We start from the raw sequence: 16,151 nt of genomic DNA, 5'->3' as shown, positions 1-16,151 counted from the left end.
AACGCGTTGATGCCAGAAAACTGGGCGACGAAACCTAGGCCAATCCCGATCAGAAGAAGGTTGCGGATCCAGGGCTCGCGTAGATCGTTCCACGATGCAGGCTCCTCGTCGGCCGCCCCTTCGATCATCGCCTTCAATTCCTTGTCGCGGCTGGCCGGATCAGATCGGATTTTCATCATCACGCTGCGGGCATCGTCCTCGCGGCCTCGAAGTGCAAGCCACCGGGGTGACTCCGGCGCGAAGATCATCCCGACCCAAAGCAGAATAGCAGGTATCGCGGCGATGCCGAGCATGATGCGCCATACGCCGGGATCGTCGACAAGATGAGCAAGAATGGCGCTGGATACGTAAGCGAGCATCTGGCCGCTGACAATCATCAGCTCGCTACGGGTGACAAGCCGCGCGCGGCGTTTCGGCGGCGCGATTTCTGCAATGAAGACCGGTACGACGGTCGAAGAGCCACCAACGCCAATACCGAGTATGAAACGCGCGACGATCATGATGCCGACGTCAGGCGAGAAAGCAGTTGCAAGCGCGCCAAGGAAAAAGACGATGGCAAGCAAAAGCATTGCTGTGCGCCGCCCGTAGCGATCGGATAGTTGCCCCCCTGCAAACGAACCCAAGGCCGCCCCGACAATCAGGGATGCGGTCACGACACCTTCCGTGACAGGTGTAAGACCGAGCCCTCCTTCTTCCGGACCCTGTGTCATGAACGGCAAAGCACCGGCAATGACGCCGGTATCATAACCGAAGGCCAATGCTCCAAGTGTTGCGACACCAGTGATCATATGGAGGTAGCGGGATTGTTTAGCCGTGGATGGAGAACCGGACGAGATGTCCGGCGCAGGCATCGGGCCTGTCGTCATGGTCATGCGATATTTTCCTGATCGAGACGCGCTTTCAAATGCGCATGTGGATAGCGCTATGAAATGCTTCGCCTCGAAACGAGGTTCCCGACGTCTTCCGCGACAGATTAGCGCGCACTGTCGGCTTGGTGTCTACCAGAGACAGCAATCGACTTATTTTGGCAGCGGGCTGACCTCGATGAAGTTCGGGACCTCGCTGCACTCATGGTGTTGCTGGCTCGATGTGCGCGGGAATCGGGCAATGATAGGTCTTTCCTTCGGTACTTTCCGCCCATTCAAGCCTTGCTGCTGCCAGCAGCTCCGGTGAACTGATCAACGAAAGCCCGGTTGCGGCAAGTGTTTTTGCGGCATGAGCCATGGCCTTGTGCGCCGCCGCGCTCTTGCCCTGCGCCACGACCTGCCATGTGTGCGGATTGGTACCGATCGCCCATGCGGGCGTCCAACATTGGGCGGTTGGTGTCACCCAGCTGACATCGCCGACATCGGTCGAACCGGCACGAAAATGCGACTGGCCCTCGAAGGCGCGCAGGCCGAGGTGCAATGGCGTCGACCCATCCACCTTCGCATTGGAAAACGCGTCGCCCTTGATCTGGTAGAGGCGGATGCTGCTCTTGATCGCCTCGTCGGTAAACGTGTCCTGTATCTTCTGGGCAAAAGCCATGTCAGCCTCGTCGAACGCGATGGGCCCGAGCTCAACCATGTTTGCGTGCATGGTTGTTTCGAGCGAAATATTGGGCAGGAGGTTGGTTGCGGCAGTATCAAAGATGATCTCGACCTCCGTCTCGGTCATCATTGCGGCACCATGGGCCACCTTCTCCACCCGTTTGGCGAGATCCAGCGCCTGTGGCATTTCAGGGGCGCGGATCAGGTACAGGACTTCTGCCTTGGCCTGAACCACGTTCGCGGCCCTGCCGCCGGTATCGGTGATCGCATAATGGACGCGGCAATCCTGCGGCATGTGTTCACGCAGGAAATTCACGCCGACATTCATCAGCTCGACAGCATCAAGCGCCGAACGACCGAGATGGGCGGCATTGGACGCGTGCGCCGCGACCCCCCTGAACCTGTAGTAATATTCGATGACGGCGAGATTTTTGGTTGAACGGACACCGTTGAACGGCGCCGGATGCCAGGTGAGCGCAGTATCGACATCGTCGAAGAGACCGGCCCGCACCATGAATGTCTTGCCGGAACCGCCTTCTTCTCCGGGGCAGCCGTAATAGCGCACGGTGCCGGAGAGACCTTCCTCCTTCAGATGCTGCGCAAGCGCGATGGCCGCCATCAGCGATCCGACGCCGAGAAGATTGTGACCGCAGCCATGACCCGTACCGTCTTCGACAAGCGGGCTTGCCTCGGCAAGATTGGCCTTCTGGCTCATGTTCGCCAGCGCGTCGAACTCGCCAAGAAAGGCGATTACCGGCTTGCCGGAGCCGAATTCGCCGATGAAGGCCGTTTCCATGCCGGCCACACCGCGGCGCACGGAAAAGCCGTTGGCTTCCAGGGCCTCGGCCAGAAGTGCAGAAGAGCGGTTTTCCGCGAATTTCAGCTCGGCAAAGTCCCAGATACTGTCGCTTAACCGGGTGAAACCGGGCTTCATCTGCTCAATCCTGGCGGCAATTGCGTTGATGGCGTCGCGGTCCATGGAATTTCCTCGCATTTCAGCGCCCGTGTGCAGACGCATGTTCTCATTCAGCGACAAGGCCGTCGCTGTTGATCCTGACGATGGGTGGAAAAACCCGCGCCACTTTTCATCGACGGCGCGAGCAAAAAAGATCAGTCGACCGAAACTTCCCAAAGCCGGGCATTGGACTGCCAGACAGGCTGACCCTTCAGCGTCTTGGTCGCACCCCAGACATCGACCATGTCGTAGAGGAAGATGCCCGGCATTTCCTTCAGCATCAGCTCATGGAATTCGTCGAAAAGTTTCTGCCGCTTGGACTGATCTGCCTCGACATAAGCGGCCTTCATCAATTCGACGGCCTTCGGATCGTCCCACATCAGCGAGGCGTTCTTGTCCTTGTCGCCGACATAGAAGGAATACATCAGCGCCGGATCGAGGCGTGGCGCAACCGACTGCGAGATGACCTGATAGTTGCCGGAGCGACGGCGATCGACCTGCGTCGCATAGTCCAGGACCTCGATCTGGATGTTGAGACCGGCCTGCTGCATCATCGCCTGCGCCATGACGGCTGCAGGAAAACTCGGCACGTTGCCGCGCTTGTTGGCGATGATCGAGATCGGCTCACCCTTGTAGCCGCCGGCAGCCAGTTCCTTCTTCGCCGCCTCGATGTCATAAGGCAGGCGCTTCTTCTGGGTTTCGTCAAAATAGACGCTGTCCTGCGACACCATCGAGCCGTTGGCCTCGCCGGTGCCGTTCGAAGCGGCGGCGACAAGCTCGTCCAGATCGAGCGCCATGGCCATCGCACGGCGGATATGCGGATTGCTCAACACCTTGTCGCGCGTCTGGATATAAAAGAGGTTCTTGCCATTGTTGCGCGCCACGATGAGCTGCATTTTCGGGTTCGCCTTGATTTCCGGGATCAGGTCCGGCGAGACCTCGGCCGTGTCGAGCACGCCGGATTCAAGACCCGCCTTGATGGTCGACGGATCGGGAATGACCATGAACTTGATACCGTCGGCGAGCGGACGCTTCGAGCCGACCATGCCGTCCGGCTTGCCGTCATTCGCCGGTGAGGCGTAATCGGCGAATTTCTTCAGGTGGATATATTCGCCCTTTTTCCACTCGTCCCACATGAAGGGGCCGGTGCCGATCGGCTTCAAGAAGCTGCCGTCAGCAGCAATGCTTTCCGGCGATATCATGCCGGTATAACCACATTCGGGCCGCGACATCAGGCCAAGGAAAACGGCCGATGGCTTTTCGAGCGTGATGGTGACGGTCGAGGCATCGGTCGCCTTCACATCGGTCACGGCTGCGGCACCACCCTTGGCGAAATCGCTGAGGCAGGTCCATTTCGTGTCCGGCTTCAGGTAGCGGGTCCAGTTCCACACGACATCATCGGCCGTCAGCGGCTTGCCGTTGTGGAATTTCACATCCGCCCTGAGCTTGAATGTATAGGTCAGCCCATCGGCCGACATGTCGACGCTTTTTGCGAGCAGCGGCTTCACTTCGCCGCTGTTGTTATAGCCGACAAGGCCCTCGACGATGTGCAGGATGACGCCATCGGTATTGCCGTCGCGGTTGACGCCCGGATTGGCGCTGCGCAGGTCCGAGCTCTGGGCGACGGCAATGTCGCGCGCAACAGAGGCATTTGCCAAGGCAAGCAGGGCGGCGCCTGCGAGAAGAAGCTTTTTCACTGTTCTACCCTCTTTTTGATCGTTGATCTTTATCTGGAAAATCCGTCCCAGCAGGCGCGCGACAGCCTGCCGATGGTCTCGAGCGACATCGTGTAGCCCGGCGTGCCATCCGGCATGACCTGCGGCACGTCGTCGGTGAAAGCGGAGATAATGTAGAAAGGCGCGCCATCCCGGTAGACGATGCCGGCATTCATCCGCCCACGCTTGCCCGTGCCGCCCTTATGCGCCACGACGGTGCCGAAAGGCAGGCGCGAGGGGATGGCGTAACGGAGAATCTGGTTCTTCAAGGTCTGCAGCGCATAGGCCGCCAGCGTCTCGGAGACGCCGAGTTTTTGGCGCAGGTCCCTCGAGGTCTGGGCATCCAGGATCATCTGCAGAAGCGCCGTCTGGTCCCGCGCCGTCGTCGTCGTCACCGATTTCAGCGTGTGGTCCGGCGACAGTGCCAGCGGCGGGATGAGAAAGCGATGGTGGGTGCCGGAAAGGCCGATCGCCTTGCAATAGGTATCCACTTCTTCCAGCGTCAGCCGCTCGAACACCATCTTGGTGCAGACATTGTCGCTCAGGACCATCATGCCGGTGATTGCGTCGCGCAGCGAGATGACGATGCCCGGCGTCAAGTAGCGGAACATGCCGCTTGCCACTTCTTCGGCAAAGCGCGCCTCGTAGGTGATCGCCTCGTTGAGATCGAGGCGACCGTCCTCGACGGCCTTCAGCGCCGCCATCATGATCGACGTCTTTCGCGTGCTGGCGGACGGCGTCTCCTCGTCGGCGCCGCGTTCGATCGTTTCGCCGGTCAGAAGGTTGCGGACCGAAAACCGCGTTACGAACGGCTGTGCGTCGCAGATCTCTGCCAGCATTTCCGCAACCGGTTTGGCCTTGGACATCGTATCCATCTCAATTCTCCAGGCGCCATTTCAATGTCACTCCGCCCTTGTCGTTCTGGTCTAGGGCAGGAATGGCCGAGAGAAGCCGACGCGTATACGCCTCCTTCGGCTGGTCGAAGATCGTGTCGCGATCGCCCTCCTCGATGATCCGACCGTCCTGCATGACGACGACCCGATCGGCCACCTGTTCGACGACGCCGAGATCGTGACTGATGAACAGGCAGGAAAAACCGTAGCGTTTCTGCAAATCGGAGAAGAGGTCGAGAACCTGTGCCCGCACCGTGACGTCGAGGGCGGACACCGGCTCGTCGGCGATCAGGAAGCGGGGCCGGCGGGCGACGGCACGGGCAATCGCCACGCGCTGGCGCTGACCGCCTGAAAGTTCGTGCGGATAACGCTCAGCATAATCGGCGCCGAGCCCGACCTCTTCCAGCGTCTCCAACGCGCGCTTGCGCTTGGCGGCGGCATCGAGATCCGGCACCAGTCGCAAGGCTTCCTCGACGAGGGCAAGAATGGTCATGCGCGGATCGAGCGAGGAATAAGGATCCTGAAACACCATCTGGCAGTTCAGCCTGTAGTCGCGCCAGTCGTCGTCGCGGGCACGGCCCTGAAAGCGGATCTCGCCTTCGCTCTCCCGAACGAGACCGGCAATCGTGCGGCCAAGCGTGGTCTTGCCGGAACCCGAACCGCCGACCAGCGCCACAACCTCGCCTTCACGGATCTCGATGCTGACGCCATGCAGGGCGCGCTTCGGTTTTGCCTTGTTGAACAGCGATTTGCGGCCCGGATAATCGACGACGATATTTTGGGCCGAAACCATGGGCGCCTTTGCCGTCTCGATTGCGCGCGCCGCACCGCGAAAGGGCAGCGAGGACAGGAGCTTTTTCGTATAGGGATGTTGCGGCGCATCGAGCAGGTCCTCGGTGCGACCCTGCTCAACGATCGAGCCCTTCTCCATCACGACGATGCGGCTCGTGTAACGGGCGACCATCGGCAGGTCATGGCTGATCAGGAGCACAGCCGTGCCTTCGGCCCGAGTGAGTTCGACCATCAGCTCCATCACGTCACGCTGGATCACGGCGTCGAGCGCGGTCGTCGGTTCGTCGGCGATCAACAGCGCCGGTTTGAGCAGCATGACGGAGGCGAGCATGATGCGTTGCCGCATGCCGCCGGAAAATTCGTGCGGGTAAGCGGTCAGCGCGCCCTCGGGATCGCGGATACCGACACGCCGAAGCATGTCGAGAATGCGGGTCCGGCGCTCTTCGGACGACAGCCTGGTGTGGAGGATAAGCCCCTCTTCCAGCTGCCGGCCGATCGTCATCGACGGATTGAGCGAGGTCATCGGCTCCTGGAAGACCACGCCGATCTCGGCACCGCGCAGGCCGCGTAGCGCCCTATCCGGCATGGACATGACATCCTTGCCCTTATAGGTGACCGACCCGCCGGTGACGCGGATCGCCGGCGGCAGAAGCGAGATCAGTGCGCGGGTCGCCAGCGTCTTGCCCGAGCCGCTTTCACCGACAATCCCAAAAATCTCGCCGGGAGCGATGTCGAAGCTGATGCCCTTGACCACCTGATGGCCGGTCCTTGCGACTTCGAGCGAAAGATCGCGAACGGTGATGAGCGGTTCGATCGTCATTTCAGGCCCCTCATGCGCGGGTCGAGTTTGTCGCGGAGCGCGTCACCCAGAAGATTGATGCCAAGCAGCGTCAGCGTGATGCAGAGGCCGGGGAAAAGTCCGAGCCAGACGGCCTGCTGGATGAGTGGGCGGCCCGCCGCCAGCATATTGCCCCAGGTGGGCGCTGGTGGCGGAACACCAAGGCCGAGGAAGGACAGGGCGCTTTCCGAAAGGACGGCCCAGCCGAACATGGAGGTAGCAAGCACAGTGATCGGCGCAAGGCAATTCGGCAGGACATGCCGGAACATCGTGTAGAGCTCGCCATTGCCCATGACCCGCGAGGCCTCGATGAATTCCCGCTCGCGCAGGGAAAGGACCGCGCCGCGCACGACACGCGCCATGGAGGGCGTATAGGCAATGCCGAGCGCGAAGATGATGCCATACTGATTGGCACCGAACACCGCCAGCAGGCCAAGCGCCAGAAGAATTCCGGGAAAGGCGAGAAGCGCGTTGTTGACCGCCATGATCACGCCATCCACCCAGCCGCGGGCATAACCGCTGACGAGACCGATCAGCGTGCCGAACAGCGTGGCGAAAAACACCGTCAGGGCACCGATCCAGACGCTGGCGCGGGCGCCGATCATCAGGCGGCTCAGCACATCGCGGCCGAATTCGTCGGTTCCAAGCAGATGCTGGGCGCTCGGTGCGGCAAGACGCGCCGTGAAAGAGAGCTTCATCGGGTCGAAGGGCGTCCAGACGAGACCGATCGCAGCGGTGATGAGCAGGACCGCGACGAGAATGCCGCCGATCAGCCCGTTGAGAGCAAGTTTTTTCATTCGGCCACCACGCGCGGATCGAACAGGGGATAGAGCAGGTCGATGACGAGATTGACCACGACGTAAGAAAGCGAAACGAACAGCAGGCATCCCTGGATGACTGGGTAATCGCGTGCAAAAATGCTGTCGACCATCAGCCGGCCGAGGCCTGGAATGGTGAATACCGTCTCGATGACGGCGATACCGCCAAGCAGATTGCCGAGGATCAGGCCGATCATCGTCCAGGTCGGACCGAATGCGTTTTTGAACGTGTGACGCCAGAGGACCGCGCTTTCGGAAAGCCCCTTGGCACGCGCATGGGTGATATAGTCGAGACGCAGCACTTCCAGTGTCGAGGCGCGCGCCATGCGGATCAGCACACCCATCTCATGGATGACCAGTGTCATCACCGGCAGGACGAGATAGAGCAGGCCGCCCGCCAGATTGTCGCCGATCGAGACATAGCCGAGGACCGGCAGCCAGCCGAGCGACAGGCCGAAAAACAGGAGAAGCAGAAGGCCGAGCCAGAAGGTCGGGATCGACAGAAGCACCGTCGCCGTGCCGACGAGCGCAAGATCGGTAAAGCTGTTCTGCCTCCAGGCGGCGATAACACCGGCCGGTACCGCAATCAGGCTTGCAAGCAGAACCGCAACAACGACGATCTCGGCGCTGACAAGAAAGCGCGATGCGACCAGCGGCAGAACCGCCTCGCCATTGACGATCGACCTGCCAAAATCCCCCTGCAGCACATTGCCGGCCCAGATGACGAATTGCTGCGGCAGCGACTGGTCGAGGCCGAGCTCGGTGCGCATGGCAGCGATCTGGTCGGGCTGTGCCATGTCGCCCAGCATCAGCGCTGCGGGGTCACCGGGAATGAAGCGGATCAGCGCAAACACCGTCACGGAGACGAGCGCGATCGTCGGTAGCGCCATCAGAAGACGGCTCAGGATGAATCTCAGCATTTTATCCCCACGATTGGCGCCCGCTTTTTCCTCAGACACCATCGGTTTCGTTGAATGAGACTATGATGGCTTGACGAAAGGCGCGCAATATTATGCAGTTTCGTCATATGTCTATGCAGAGTCCGCAGTCGCGACGGGCCAGACCCGTGTCGTCACTACGAGCACTATACATCTGATATCATGAAGCTTTTTGCGAAAGCAGGATCTGCTTCTTCAACGCATCGCTGAGGCCTTGCGCGGCAATGGACAAAGGAACGCCGCTGGCACGCGCCAGACCGAATTCCTGTTTCGAACGGGGCAGGAAAGGCCGCTGCACGACCGGCAGATCGCGGTAGAGGTTGGCGTAGAAGCTGCTGATGATCGTCACGCCGAGACCATGGGCGACATAGGAACAGGCCGAGCTGTTCGTATGAGTCTCGATCTTGACCATCTGCTTGACGCCTGCCCGCCTGAACGCCTGATCCAGCGTCATGCGGTTCGGCCGCTGGCGGCCGATCAGGATCAGTGGCACATTGCGCAGATCCTTGACGGTGATTTCTTCGAGTTCAGCCAACGGGTGATCTTGTGGCACGACGCAGACGCTTTCCCCGGTCGCGACCCTGTCGATCTCTATGCCCGGCCCGCTTTCCCCCTCCATGCGCAAAAAGCCGATATCGATGACGCGTTCCTCGACCAGCCGGTTGATCGCGGTCGTCGTTTCGAAAAAGGTCTCGATGCGGACGCCGGGGAAATCATGGATGTAATCGATCAGCATGGCGGGCGCGAAATTCTCCCACATGCTGCTCGGCAGGCCGATCCGGACGATTTCCGGTCCGAGCGCTCCATTGCGCAAATCCTCGGCATGGCCGGCCATCCGCTCGACGGCGAGCAGCACGTTTTCCGCATCCCGCGCCAGAACGGCCGCTTCCGGTGTCGCGATCAGCCGTCCCCGGTCACGCACGAAAAGCGAGATCGAGAGATCGCTTTCCAGCTGCTGCAGCATGCGGCTGACGCCGGACTGGCTGAGCCCCATCGCCTTTGCGGTTGCGATGGTCGAGCCGGTGGCAAGAAGCGTGCGCAGGACTTCCAGCTGCCTGATGTTCATTGCCCCCTCGCCCCCATGTCAAATCCTGCAATCACGACCAGCCGGCGATGTTTTCGAGAAACAGCGCAGCGGTCTTCGAGAGCGGATGTTTTTCGCCACTGATCAGGCAATAGGTCACCGGCAGGTCCGGCTCAAGTGCCACGAAGCGCAGCGGCTTGTGTGCATATTCCAGGGCGATCAGCTCACCGACCAGCGCGATCCCCAATCCCTCTGCGGCCAAAGCACAGGCGCTTGCCACCGAATGGGCTTCCAGCAGGGGCCGTTGCCGGACGCCGTGCTGATAGAACAGGGCTTCGATCTGGTGGCGAACCGGCCGCTCGCGGTTGAGCACGATGAGATCGTGACCTTTCAGTTCGGCGATCGTCAGCGACTTTCGCTCCGCTAACGGATGATCTTCATGCAAGGCGCAGACGATCCGTGACGGCAAGAGCCGTTCCTGTTTCAGGCCCGGCGTAGAAAATGGCAGGCGCGCAAAACCGATATCGGCCTCGCCATCGGCCACCATTCGCTCGATCGCAAGATAGCTGCCGGACGCGAGCTCGACGCGAACCGGACCATTCGCGACCAGGAAATCCCTGATCATCTTTGGCGCACGCGTGGATGACAGGCTGCCCGGAAAGGCGATCTTCAAAAGCATGTCGCGCGACCGGCCATGCTCCAACTCGATCGCCGCCGTCTTCAAGGCACGCAGACGATCCGATATGGCACGGATTTCCGGCCCGAGCTGCAGACCTTCGCGGGTGGCGGCAAGACGGTTCTTGTCGCGCTCGAACAGCCGGACGCCGAGATAATCTTCGAGCTGTTGCAGAAGACGGCTCGCGTTGGACTGGGAAATGCCGAGCTCGAGTGCGGCCGCGACCGTCGAGCCGGTGGCGGCGATCGCGTCATAGGCCTCGATATGTTTCAGGCTTATCGCCGCGCTCGTCGCTTTCACCATGAACCATGACACCTTCGCTAGACCTACCCGCAAACCGCATAAGATTGCGGCGTGATCCGAGTTCGAACATTTTGCGCCCAAGCAATCGCAGCAAGAGACATTCGTCAATGACCGGCATCCTTCTCGATATCTCCAGCCAGCTTTTTCACCGCAGCGAGTTTTCTGCCACGGCTCTGGAACGTGCCACCGATGCCGTGATCGATACGCTGGGTTGCATGATTGCCGGAGCCGATGACGCGGGCGTCGCTGCGGTCACGACAGCGTTCCAATCGCAATCAGCCGGCGGCGGCAGCCTGCTTGTCACCGGCGGGAAGACGTCGGTTTCGATCGCCGCAATGGTCAATGGCACAGCCGCGCATGCACTCGACTTCGATGACAATTTTCATCCGGCCAGGGCGCATGCCTCAGCCGTTCTCGTTCCCGCGCTGATGGCGGTGACCAGCGCCGATAGCCCGATCAGCGGTCGCGAATTCCTGAATGCCTATCTGATTGGACTGGAGGCACAAGCAGCCGTCGGTTACGGTGTCAATCCTTCCCATTACAACAGGGGCTGGCACGGCACTTCCACCGTCGGGGCAATTGGCGCAGCAGCCGGTGTGGTACGCCTTCTGGGGGGCGGCAACGAGGAGATGGCCCAGGCCATGAGTCTTGCGATATCAATGGCAAGTGGCCCGAAAGGCCAGTTCGGAACACTCGCAAAACCGATCCATGCGGGGATTGCCGCCCGCAATGCGGTCGAAGCGGCCATGCTCGCAATGTCTGGCGCTGCCGGTCGACTCGATATTCTCGAGCGACCTCAGGGGTTCCTTGATCTTTTCGGCGGCGAGGAGGCACGCGGCTGGGCGGACTGGCGGCTTGACGAAACCTGCATCATCGAAAGCCGCGGCCTCGTCACAAAACTTCATCCCTGCTGCGCCTCTACGCATCGGGCCATCGACGCATTGCTCGACCTCGTGCACGAAAATGCGCTGAAGCCGGAAGACATCGTCGCCATAGACACGAAGGTCGGCGTTTCGGCCGTGAAGAACCTGGCCTATCTTTCCCCCGCGAATGCGATGCAGGCGCGCTTCTCTATGCAATATTGCCTGGCAGTGGCTCTGGAAAAAGGCTCGCTTTCGCTTGCAGACTTCACCGATGCTGCCCTCGACAATCCTGAGCGTGAGGCCCTCATGCAAAGGATTGGCATGCACGCCTACACGGCTGCGGAGGAGCGAGGGCACGAACGTCTCGCGCACACCGTCACGCTAACGTTGAGGAATGGCGAAGTGCTTCAAAAGGAGCGGCTGCATGCCAATGGCGCGCTAGAGATGCCGCTCAATTCGCAACAGAAGCGTATAAAATTCGCCAACTGCCTTGCGTGGGGTCGGATGACCTTTGATCAGACGCACTTTGATAGGCTTGCGGACCTTGGTCGGCAGCAATCCGTCTATGCCTTATTCAATTGGTTCCTTTCCACGACGGCATTTGATTAATCCGCTGTTGAGATTGCAGCTCTTGATATGATGCGAACGATCGCCCCTCCGCTAACGGACGAGCTAACCAGATAAAGATTTGGAATATGGGAAGGATCGCATCCGCCTTGCGAGCCGGTCCCGCCACATATGACAGCTGACCGGCCATCTGCGGCAAGCAGCGTTGATCTTGTTATCCATTTATCGAGATGTCGGGTTGCCCACCGCAAGCGTCCCGTTTCCTTTTTTGGGCAGTATCGTCAAGCTACGAGCCGTGCTCAATTTCGCGCCCGACCCGCACCGAACGTGGCCAATTCGTGCCTTACATTACGACAAATTAATTCGCCTTACCAAGATGTTGGTGGAATGGTCACCGCTGGACACGGCTGATTTACGCACCTGCTGAAACGGATATCGGCTTGCTCCACCGCATCGACACTTACTCGCCCGATTGGATATGACATGAACAGAATTGTGCTCGCAGCAATTTGCGCTACCGCGATTGGGGTGGCCGGCCAGGCATCGGCAGCCCAGCGCCATCATTCGCAACCCCACAAGGTCGTTTGCCATGTCGAGCATCACAAGGTGAAGGTCCACGGCAAGTGGGTCATCAAGCAGAACAAGGTCTGCAAATAAAATATGCGGGGGCGAGACCGCCCCCGCAGTCCCGATTTCAATCAGCCTCCCGGCCGTTCCATGCCCTCAGTTTCTCACCCCATGGCAGGCTTGCCTACGGCCTATCGCCATCATGCTGTCCAGCGCGGACTTCATTGGACGATGGCCGCCATCATATTTGCAGCACTTGGCCTTGGCTTGTACTGCTCCTACCTTGGGCATGGTTCGCCACAGCGGCAATTTCTCATGGATATTCACAAATCGCTTGGCATGACGGCTCTGGGCCTGATCGCCATCCGTATTCCTATTCGTGCATCCTCACGAGAGCCGGATTGGCGATCCCTGCCGCCTTTGAGGGAGCGGATTGCATCGAAAGCCGTTCACGTCGCCCTCTATCTTCTCATGATCGTTATGCCAGTCTCCGGGTATGTCACATCGTCGGCAGAGGGCCGAACTGTGCCATGGTTCGGGATGTTCAAATGGCCAGTCCTGCTGGGAGACGATCGGCCCTTGGGCAGAGCTGTCGGCATCATCCATCATTACGGGGCATATACGTTCTACGCGCTGCTATTTCTTCACCTTGCCGCTGTGATCTGGCACAGGATGATCAAGAAGGACGAAGTTCTGTCGCGCATGCTCTAAGACGGACTACCGGGAACGATGGCGGGAGCGCTTCTAGTGTTTCATGCGCGCGCCGCGAATTCGAGAGCCTGCATATCGGCGATATTTTCCACTTGTCGCAACAGCCCCAGCAGGTTCTTCGCCCGATCGCCAAGAGTGGCAGTCATCGTCAGGAATTTTTCGTCATATTCGGCATCCGACATCGGGTCGCTTGGTGCACCACGGAAATCACGGCGTTCATTTGAGAATTCGCGTCCGTCCTTGAGCACGACCCGCAGCTGGGTAGCCCAGGCAGAACCCGGCTTCAGGCTTTCCTCGTTGAGCGAAACCTTCACTCGCTGCGCCAACTGGACGATGCCCGCATCCTTGTGCGGGCTATCGAGAAAGGAGTTAGGATCATTGGGGTCGCGATAAGCCGCGATCCCAAGGCAGAAAGGCAAGCTGTACTGCACCGTGGTAATGTCATTTGCCTTTGTGATGTTGTGATGGCTCAGCACCTTTTCGCTGCTTGCCACATCGATCTCCGCGATATCGTCACCGCCGAAACCATGTACGGTCTTCAACTCGTCAAGTGCCCGCACAGGCGTCTGGGCTGTAATGTGGCAGGGATAACGTTTGGTGCAGATGCGCGCTGTCTCCCAGACTGTGCCCAAACCGGCAAGCAGGGCCTCCATCTTCGGATCGCGGGTAAAGGCGTCGAAGAAACCGAACTTGCCTTCAAGGACAACCTCCGGCCCCTGGAACCCACCCGCGGCTAGGCGTGCGGCAAGAACCCCGCCTTCCGACGCGCGGCCGGTATGGAGGCGCTTGACCATGCCGCCATTGCCGGCCTTGGAAAAGGCAAGCAGACCCGAACACAGGGATCCGGATATGCCGAACGCATTCGTCAACTGATCGATGTTAAGCCCGAGCAGACGCCCCGCAGCAAGCGCCGAACCGAACGGGCCGGTCAGTCCCGGCGAATGAAAACCGATCTTTTCGGCGGAGTTGTCGGCGGCAAGCCCGATGCGCGACATGACCTCCGAGGCCGCCACGAACGCCGTGATCAGATCTTTGCCGCTGGACCGCCGTTCCTCCGCCATAGCCAGAAGCGCCGGCACGATTGTTGACCCGTGATGAACGCCGGCACTCGGTTGACGTAGATTGTCCATTTCGAACGCATGGGCAAGCGTCCCGTTGGCAAGGGCTGCAAGCGGCGTACTGACCTTGAATTCCGTCCCGATGATCGTACTTGCACCGATACCGCCATACAGCGTCGCGTATTCGATGACGATACGGCTCCAGGGAAGGCTGGAGCCAAAGACCATGACGCCGATGGTATCAAGGATCGCGTTGCGCGCTGCAGCGACGATGTCGCCGGGAATGTCTTCATAACGGAGATCGCGGGAAAATTGCGCAAGTTGTCTGCTGAGTGATGACATCAGGTACTCCGAATGCCTTAAGGCGATGAACAATAATTTGTAGCGGGTTGGGCATCAGATCATGATGCTTGAACCGTATTTCTCCTGCGCAACCGTCCGAGCAGCGGCGAGACGAGGATGAGTGCCGCAAGTGCCAGGAGGATGGCCGAGATCGGTCGGTCGACTAGGATCAGCGGATCACCGTTGGACATGGTGAGCGACTGCCTGAGCGCCCGTTCCATGGCGTCGCCGAGGACGAAGCCGAGGATAAGTGGACCCGCCGGGAAACGCAGTTGCTGCATGCCGTAGCCAAGCAAACCGAAAGCGATAAGCAGGCCGATATCGAACATGCTTCCCGACGTACTGTAGGCGCCGGCGATCGACACGCCGATAATGATCGGGAAAAGCACGTAGAGCGGAATGCGCAGGATCTGGGTGAACAGGCCGACAAGCGGCAGGTTCATGATGAGAAGCACAATATTGCCGACATACATGCTGGCGACCAGACCCCAGAAGATATCCGGCTGCTCTGTCATCAGAAGCGGCCCCGGCCGCACCCCCCACAGGACGAGAGCGGACATCAGGATCGCCGTCGAAGACCCGCCCGGAATGCCGAGCGTCAGTACCGGCAGAAGCGCGCCGCCTGTATCGGCGTTGTTGGCGCCTTCCGGCGCGGCGAGCCCCTCCGGCACGCCGGTGCCGAATTTTTCTGGATGCCGCGAGACCGCCTTTTCAATCCCGTAGGAGACGAAGGAGGAAATGGTCGAGCCCGCGCCCGGCAGAACGCCGATAATAAAACCGGTGATCGATCCGTTGAAGAACGCAAAACGGCAGGCCCGCAATTCTTCGCGGCTGGGCAGCAGGTTGCGCAGTCCCTTGGGAATGGTAACCAGCCGCACCTTTTCGCGCGCCGAGATACTCATCAGGATCTCGGAGATCGCAAAGACACCGATTGCAAGCGACATGAAATCGATGCCGTCGAGCAGGGATGTCTGTCCGAAGGTGAAACGCGGTTGGGCGGTGAAGAGATCGGTGCCGATGCTGGCAAGCCACAGGCCGAGCAGCAGGGAGAGGATGGTCTTCAGGATATCGTCGCCGGCCAGCAGCACGACGAGCGCAAGCCCCATCAGCATCAGCGCAAAATATTCCGGTGAGCTGAAGGACAGCGCGAATTCTGCGATCGGCGGGGCCAGGAAGCTCAGAAGTATGACGCCGACGGTACCCGCCACGAAGGACGAGATCGCGGCGATTCCAAGCGCCTGGCCGGGACGGCCCTTGCGCGCCATTTCATAACCGTCCAGGCAGGAAATAACCGAAGAGGCCTCCCCTGGCATCTTCAGGAGGATCGACGTGGTCGAACCGCCGTATTTGGCACCATAATAGATACCGCACAGCATGATGATGCCGCCGGTCGGGTCCATGTTGTAGGTGACCGGCAGAAGGATCGCGATTGTCGCCGCTGGCCCAAGCCCGGGAATGATGCCGATGATCGTGCCGAGAAAACAACCGACAAAACACCAGAGAAGGTTTGCCGGAAGAAGGGCTACGCTGAAGCCGTGCGCGAGGCCATAGATGACATCCAT

14 protein-coding genes are annotated in these 16,151 nt (G+C 60.0%); 3 read left to right on the top strand and 11 right to left on the bottom strand.

Annotated elements, in window-relative coordinates:
* From FHW37_RS28905 to FHW37_RS28865, 9 genes are all read right to left on the bottom strand, one after another.
* Positions 1-872 (bottom strand): MFS transporter (locus tag FHW37_RS28905; RefSeq protein ID WP_210249338.1); only part of this gene is annotated, 872 nt, incomplete at its 3' end.
* Positions 873-1,068: 196 nt separating this feature from the next.
* Positions 1,069-2,508 carry a M20 family metallopeptidase gene (locus FHW37_RS28900; protein ID WP_145642771.1) on the bottom strand — a complete coding sequence of 480 codons (1,440 nt, stop codon included), beginning with the start codon at positions 2,506-2,508 and terminating at the stop codon, positions 1,069-1,071.
* 131 nt (positions 2,509-2,639) lie between these two features.
* Positions 2,640-4,181, bottom strand: a complete 1,542-nt coding sequence (locus FHW37_RS28895; RefSeq protein WP_145642769.1) for an ABC transporter substrate-binding protein — start codon at positions 4,179-4,181, stop codon at positions 2,640-2,642.
* Between the two features lie 29 nt (positions 4,182-4,210).
* On the bottom strand, positions 4,211-5,074 hold the full coding sequence (locus FHW37_RS28890; protein ID WP_145642767.1) for a serine hydrolase: 864 nt from the start codon (positions 5,072-5,074) through the stop codon (positions 4,211-4,213).
* A 1-nt stretch (position 5,075) separates the two neighbouring features.
* The gene (locus FHW37_RS28885; RefSeq protein WP_145642765.1) at positions 5,076-6,704 is read right to left on the bottom strand and encodes an ABC transporter ATP-binding protein; all 1,629 of its coding nucleotides are present in this window, start codon (positions 6,702-6,704) and stop codon (positions 5,076-5,078) included.
* Positions 6,701-7,519 (bottom strand): ABC transporter permease, encoded by an 819-nt coding sequence (locus FHW37_RS28880; protein ID WP_145642763.1) that lies wholly within the window; start codon positions 7,517-7,519, stop codon positions 6,701-6,703. Before FHW37_RS28880 ends, FHW37_RS28885 begins: the two co-directional genes overlap by 4 nt.
* The gene (locus FHW37_RS28875; protein WP_145642761.1) at positions 7,516-8,460 is read right to left on the bottom strand and encodes an ABC transporter permease; all 945 of its coding nucleotides are present in this window, start codon (positions 8,458-8,460) and stop codon (positions 7,516-7,518) included. Before FHW37_RS28875 ends, FHW37_RS28880 begins: the two co-directional genes overlap by 4 nt.
* A gap of 178 nt (positions 8,461-8,638) precedes the next feature.
* Positions 8,639-9,544 carry a LysR family transcriptional regulator gene (locus tag FHW37_RS28870; protein ID WP_145642759.1) on the bottom strand — a complete coding sequence of 302 codons (906 nt, stop codon included), beginning with the start codon at positions 9,542-9,544 and terminating at the stop codon, positions 8,639-8,641.
* 31 nt (positions 9,545-9,575) lie between these two features.
* Complete coding sequence (locus FHW37_RS28865; protein ID WP_145642757.1) at positions 9,576-10,481, bottom strand: LysR family transcriptional regulator; 906 nt, start codon at positions 10,479-10,481, stop codon at positions 9,576-9,578.
* Positions 10,482-10,588: 107 nt separating this feature from the next.
* Here FHW37_RS28865 and FHW37_RS28860 point away from each other — a divergent pair, with 107 nt between their 5' ends.
* From FHW37_RS28860 to FHW37_RS28855, 3 genes are all read left to right on the top strand, one after another.
* Positions 10,589-11,953: an MmgE/PrpD family protein gene (locus tag FHW37_RS28860; protein WP_145642755.1), complete on the top strand. Its 1,365-nt coding sequence runs from the start codon at positions 10,589-10,591 to the stop codon at positions 11,951-11,953.
* 441 nt (positions 11,954-12,394) lie between these two features.
* A complete protein-coding gene (locus FHW37_RS33790) occupies positions 12,395-12,568 on the top strand; it encodes a hypothetical protein (protein ID WP_186458460.1) in 174 nt (57 codons plus the stop codon).
* Between the two features lie 3 nt (positions 12,569-12,571).
* Positions 12,572-13,189, top strand: coding sequence for a cytochrome b/b6 domain-containing protein (locus FHW37_RS28855; RefSeq protein WP_145642752.1), 618 nt, complete (start codon positions 12,572-12,574; stop codon positions 13,187-13,189).
* Positions 13,190-13,230: 41 nt separating this feature from the next.
* On the opposite strand, the gene FHW37_RS28850 is transcribed toward FHW37_RS28855, so the two are convergent.
* Together FHW37_RS28850 and FHW37_RS28845 are read right to left on the bottom strand one after the other, a co-directional pair.
* Entirely contained in the window at positions 13,231-14,589 is a 1,359-nt protein-coding gene (locus FHW37_RS28850; RefSeq protein WP_145642750.1) for an MmgE/PrpD family protein, read from the bottom strand.
* Positions 14,590-14,648: 59 nt separating this feature from the next.
* Positions 14,649-16,151 (bottom strand): tripartite tricarboxylate transporter permease, encoded by a 1,503-nt coding sequence (locus FHW37_RS28845; RefSeq protein ID WP_145642748.1) that lies wholly within the window; start codon positions 16,149-16,151, stop codon positions 14,649-14,651.

This window comes from Neorhizobium alkalisoli (assembly GCF_007829835.1).
Lineage (GTDB): Bacteria > Pseudomonadota > Alphaproteobacteria > Rhizobiales > Rhizobiaceae > Neorhizobium.
Note: the sequence above shows the minus strand (reverse complement) of the source record. Positions and strands in the feature narration are given on the sequence as shown.

Coding starts and splice junctions, on each gene's coding strand:
- FHW37_RS28875 (WP_145642761.1), bottom strand. CDS start 8,460: ATGCTGAGATTCATCCTGAGCCGTCTTCTGATGGCGCTACCGACGATC.
- FHW37_RS28850 (WP_145642750.1), bottom strand. CDS start 14,589: ATGTCATCACTCAGCAGACAACTTGCGCAATTTTCCCGCGATCTCCGT.
- FHW37_RS28870 (WP_145642759.1), bottom strand. CDS start 9,544: ATGAACATCAGGCAGCTGGAAGTCCTGCGCACGCTTCTTGCCACCGGC.
- FHW37_RS28855 (WP_145642752.1), top strand. CDS start 12,572: ATGCGGGGGCGAGACCGCCCCCGCAGTCCCGATTTCAATCAGCCTCCC.
- FHW37_RS28885 (WP_145642765.1), bottom strand. CDS start 6,704: ATGACGATCGAACCGCTCATCACCGTTCGCGATCTTTCGCTCGAAGTC.
- FHW37_RS28890 (WP_145642767.1), bottom strand. CDS start 5,074: ATGGATACGATGTCCAAGGCCAAACCGGTTGCGGAAATGCTGGCAGAG.
- FHW37_RS28880 (WP_145642763.1), bottom strand. CDS start 7,519: ATGAAAAAACTTGCTCTCAACGGGCTGATCGGCGGCATTCTCGTCGCG.
- FHW37_RS28845 (WP_145642748.1), bottom strand. CDS start 16,151: ATGGATGTCATCTATGGCCTCGCGCACGGCTTCAGCGTAGCCCTTCTT.
- FHW37_RS33790 (WP_186458460.1), top strand. CDS start 12,395: ATGAACAGAATTGTGCTCGCAGCAATTTGCGCTACCGCGATTGGGGTG.
- FHW37_RS28865 (WP_145642757.1), bottom strand. CDS start 10,481: ATGGTGAAAGCGACGAGCGCGGCGATAAGCCTGAAACATATCGAGGCC.
- FHW37_RS28860 (WP_145642755.1), top strand. CDS start 10,589: ATGACCGGCATCCTTCTCGATATCTCCAGCCAGCTTTTTCACCGCAGC.
- FHW37_RS28900 (WP_145642771.1), bottom strand. CDS start 2,508: ATGGACCGCGACGCCATCAACGCAATTGCCGCCAGGATTGAGCAGATG.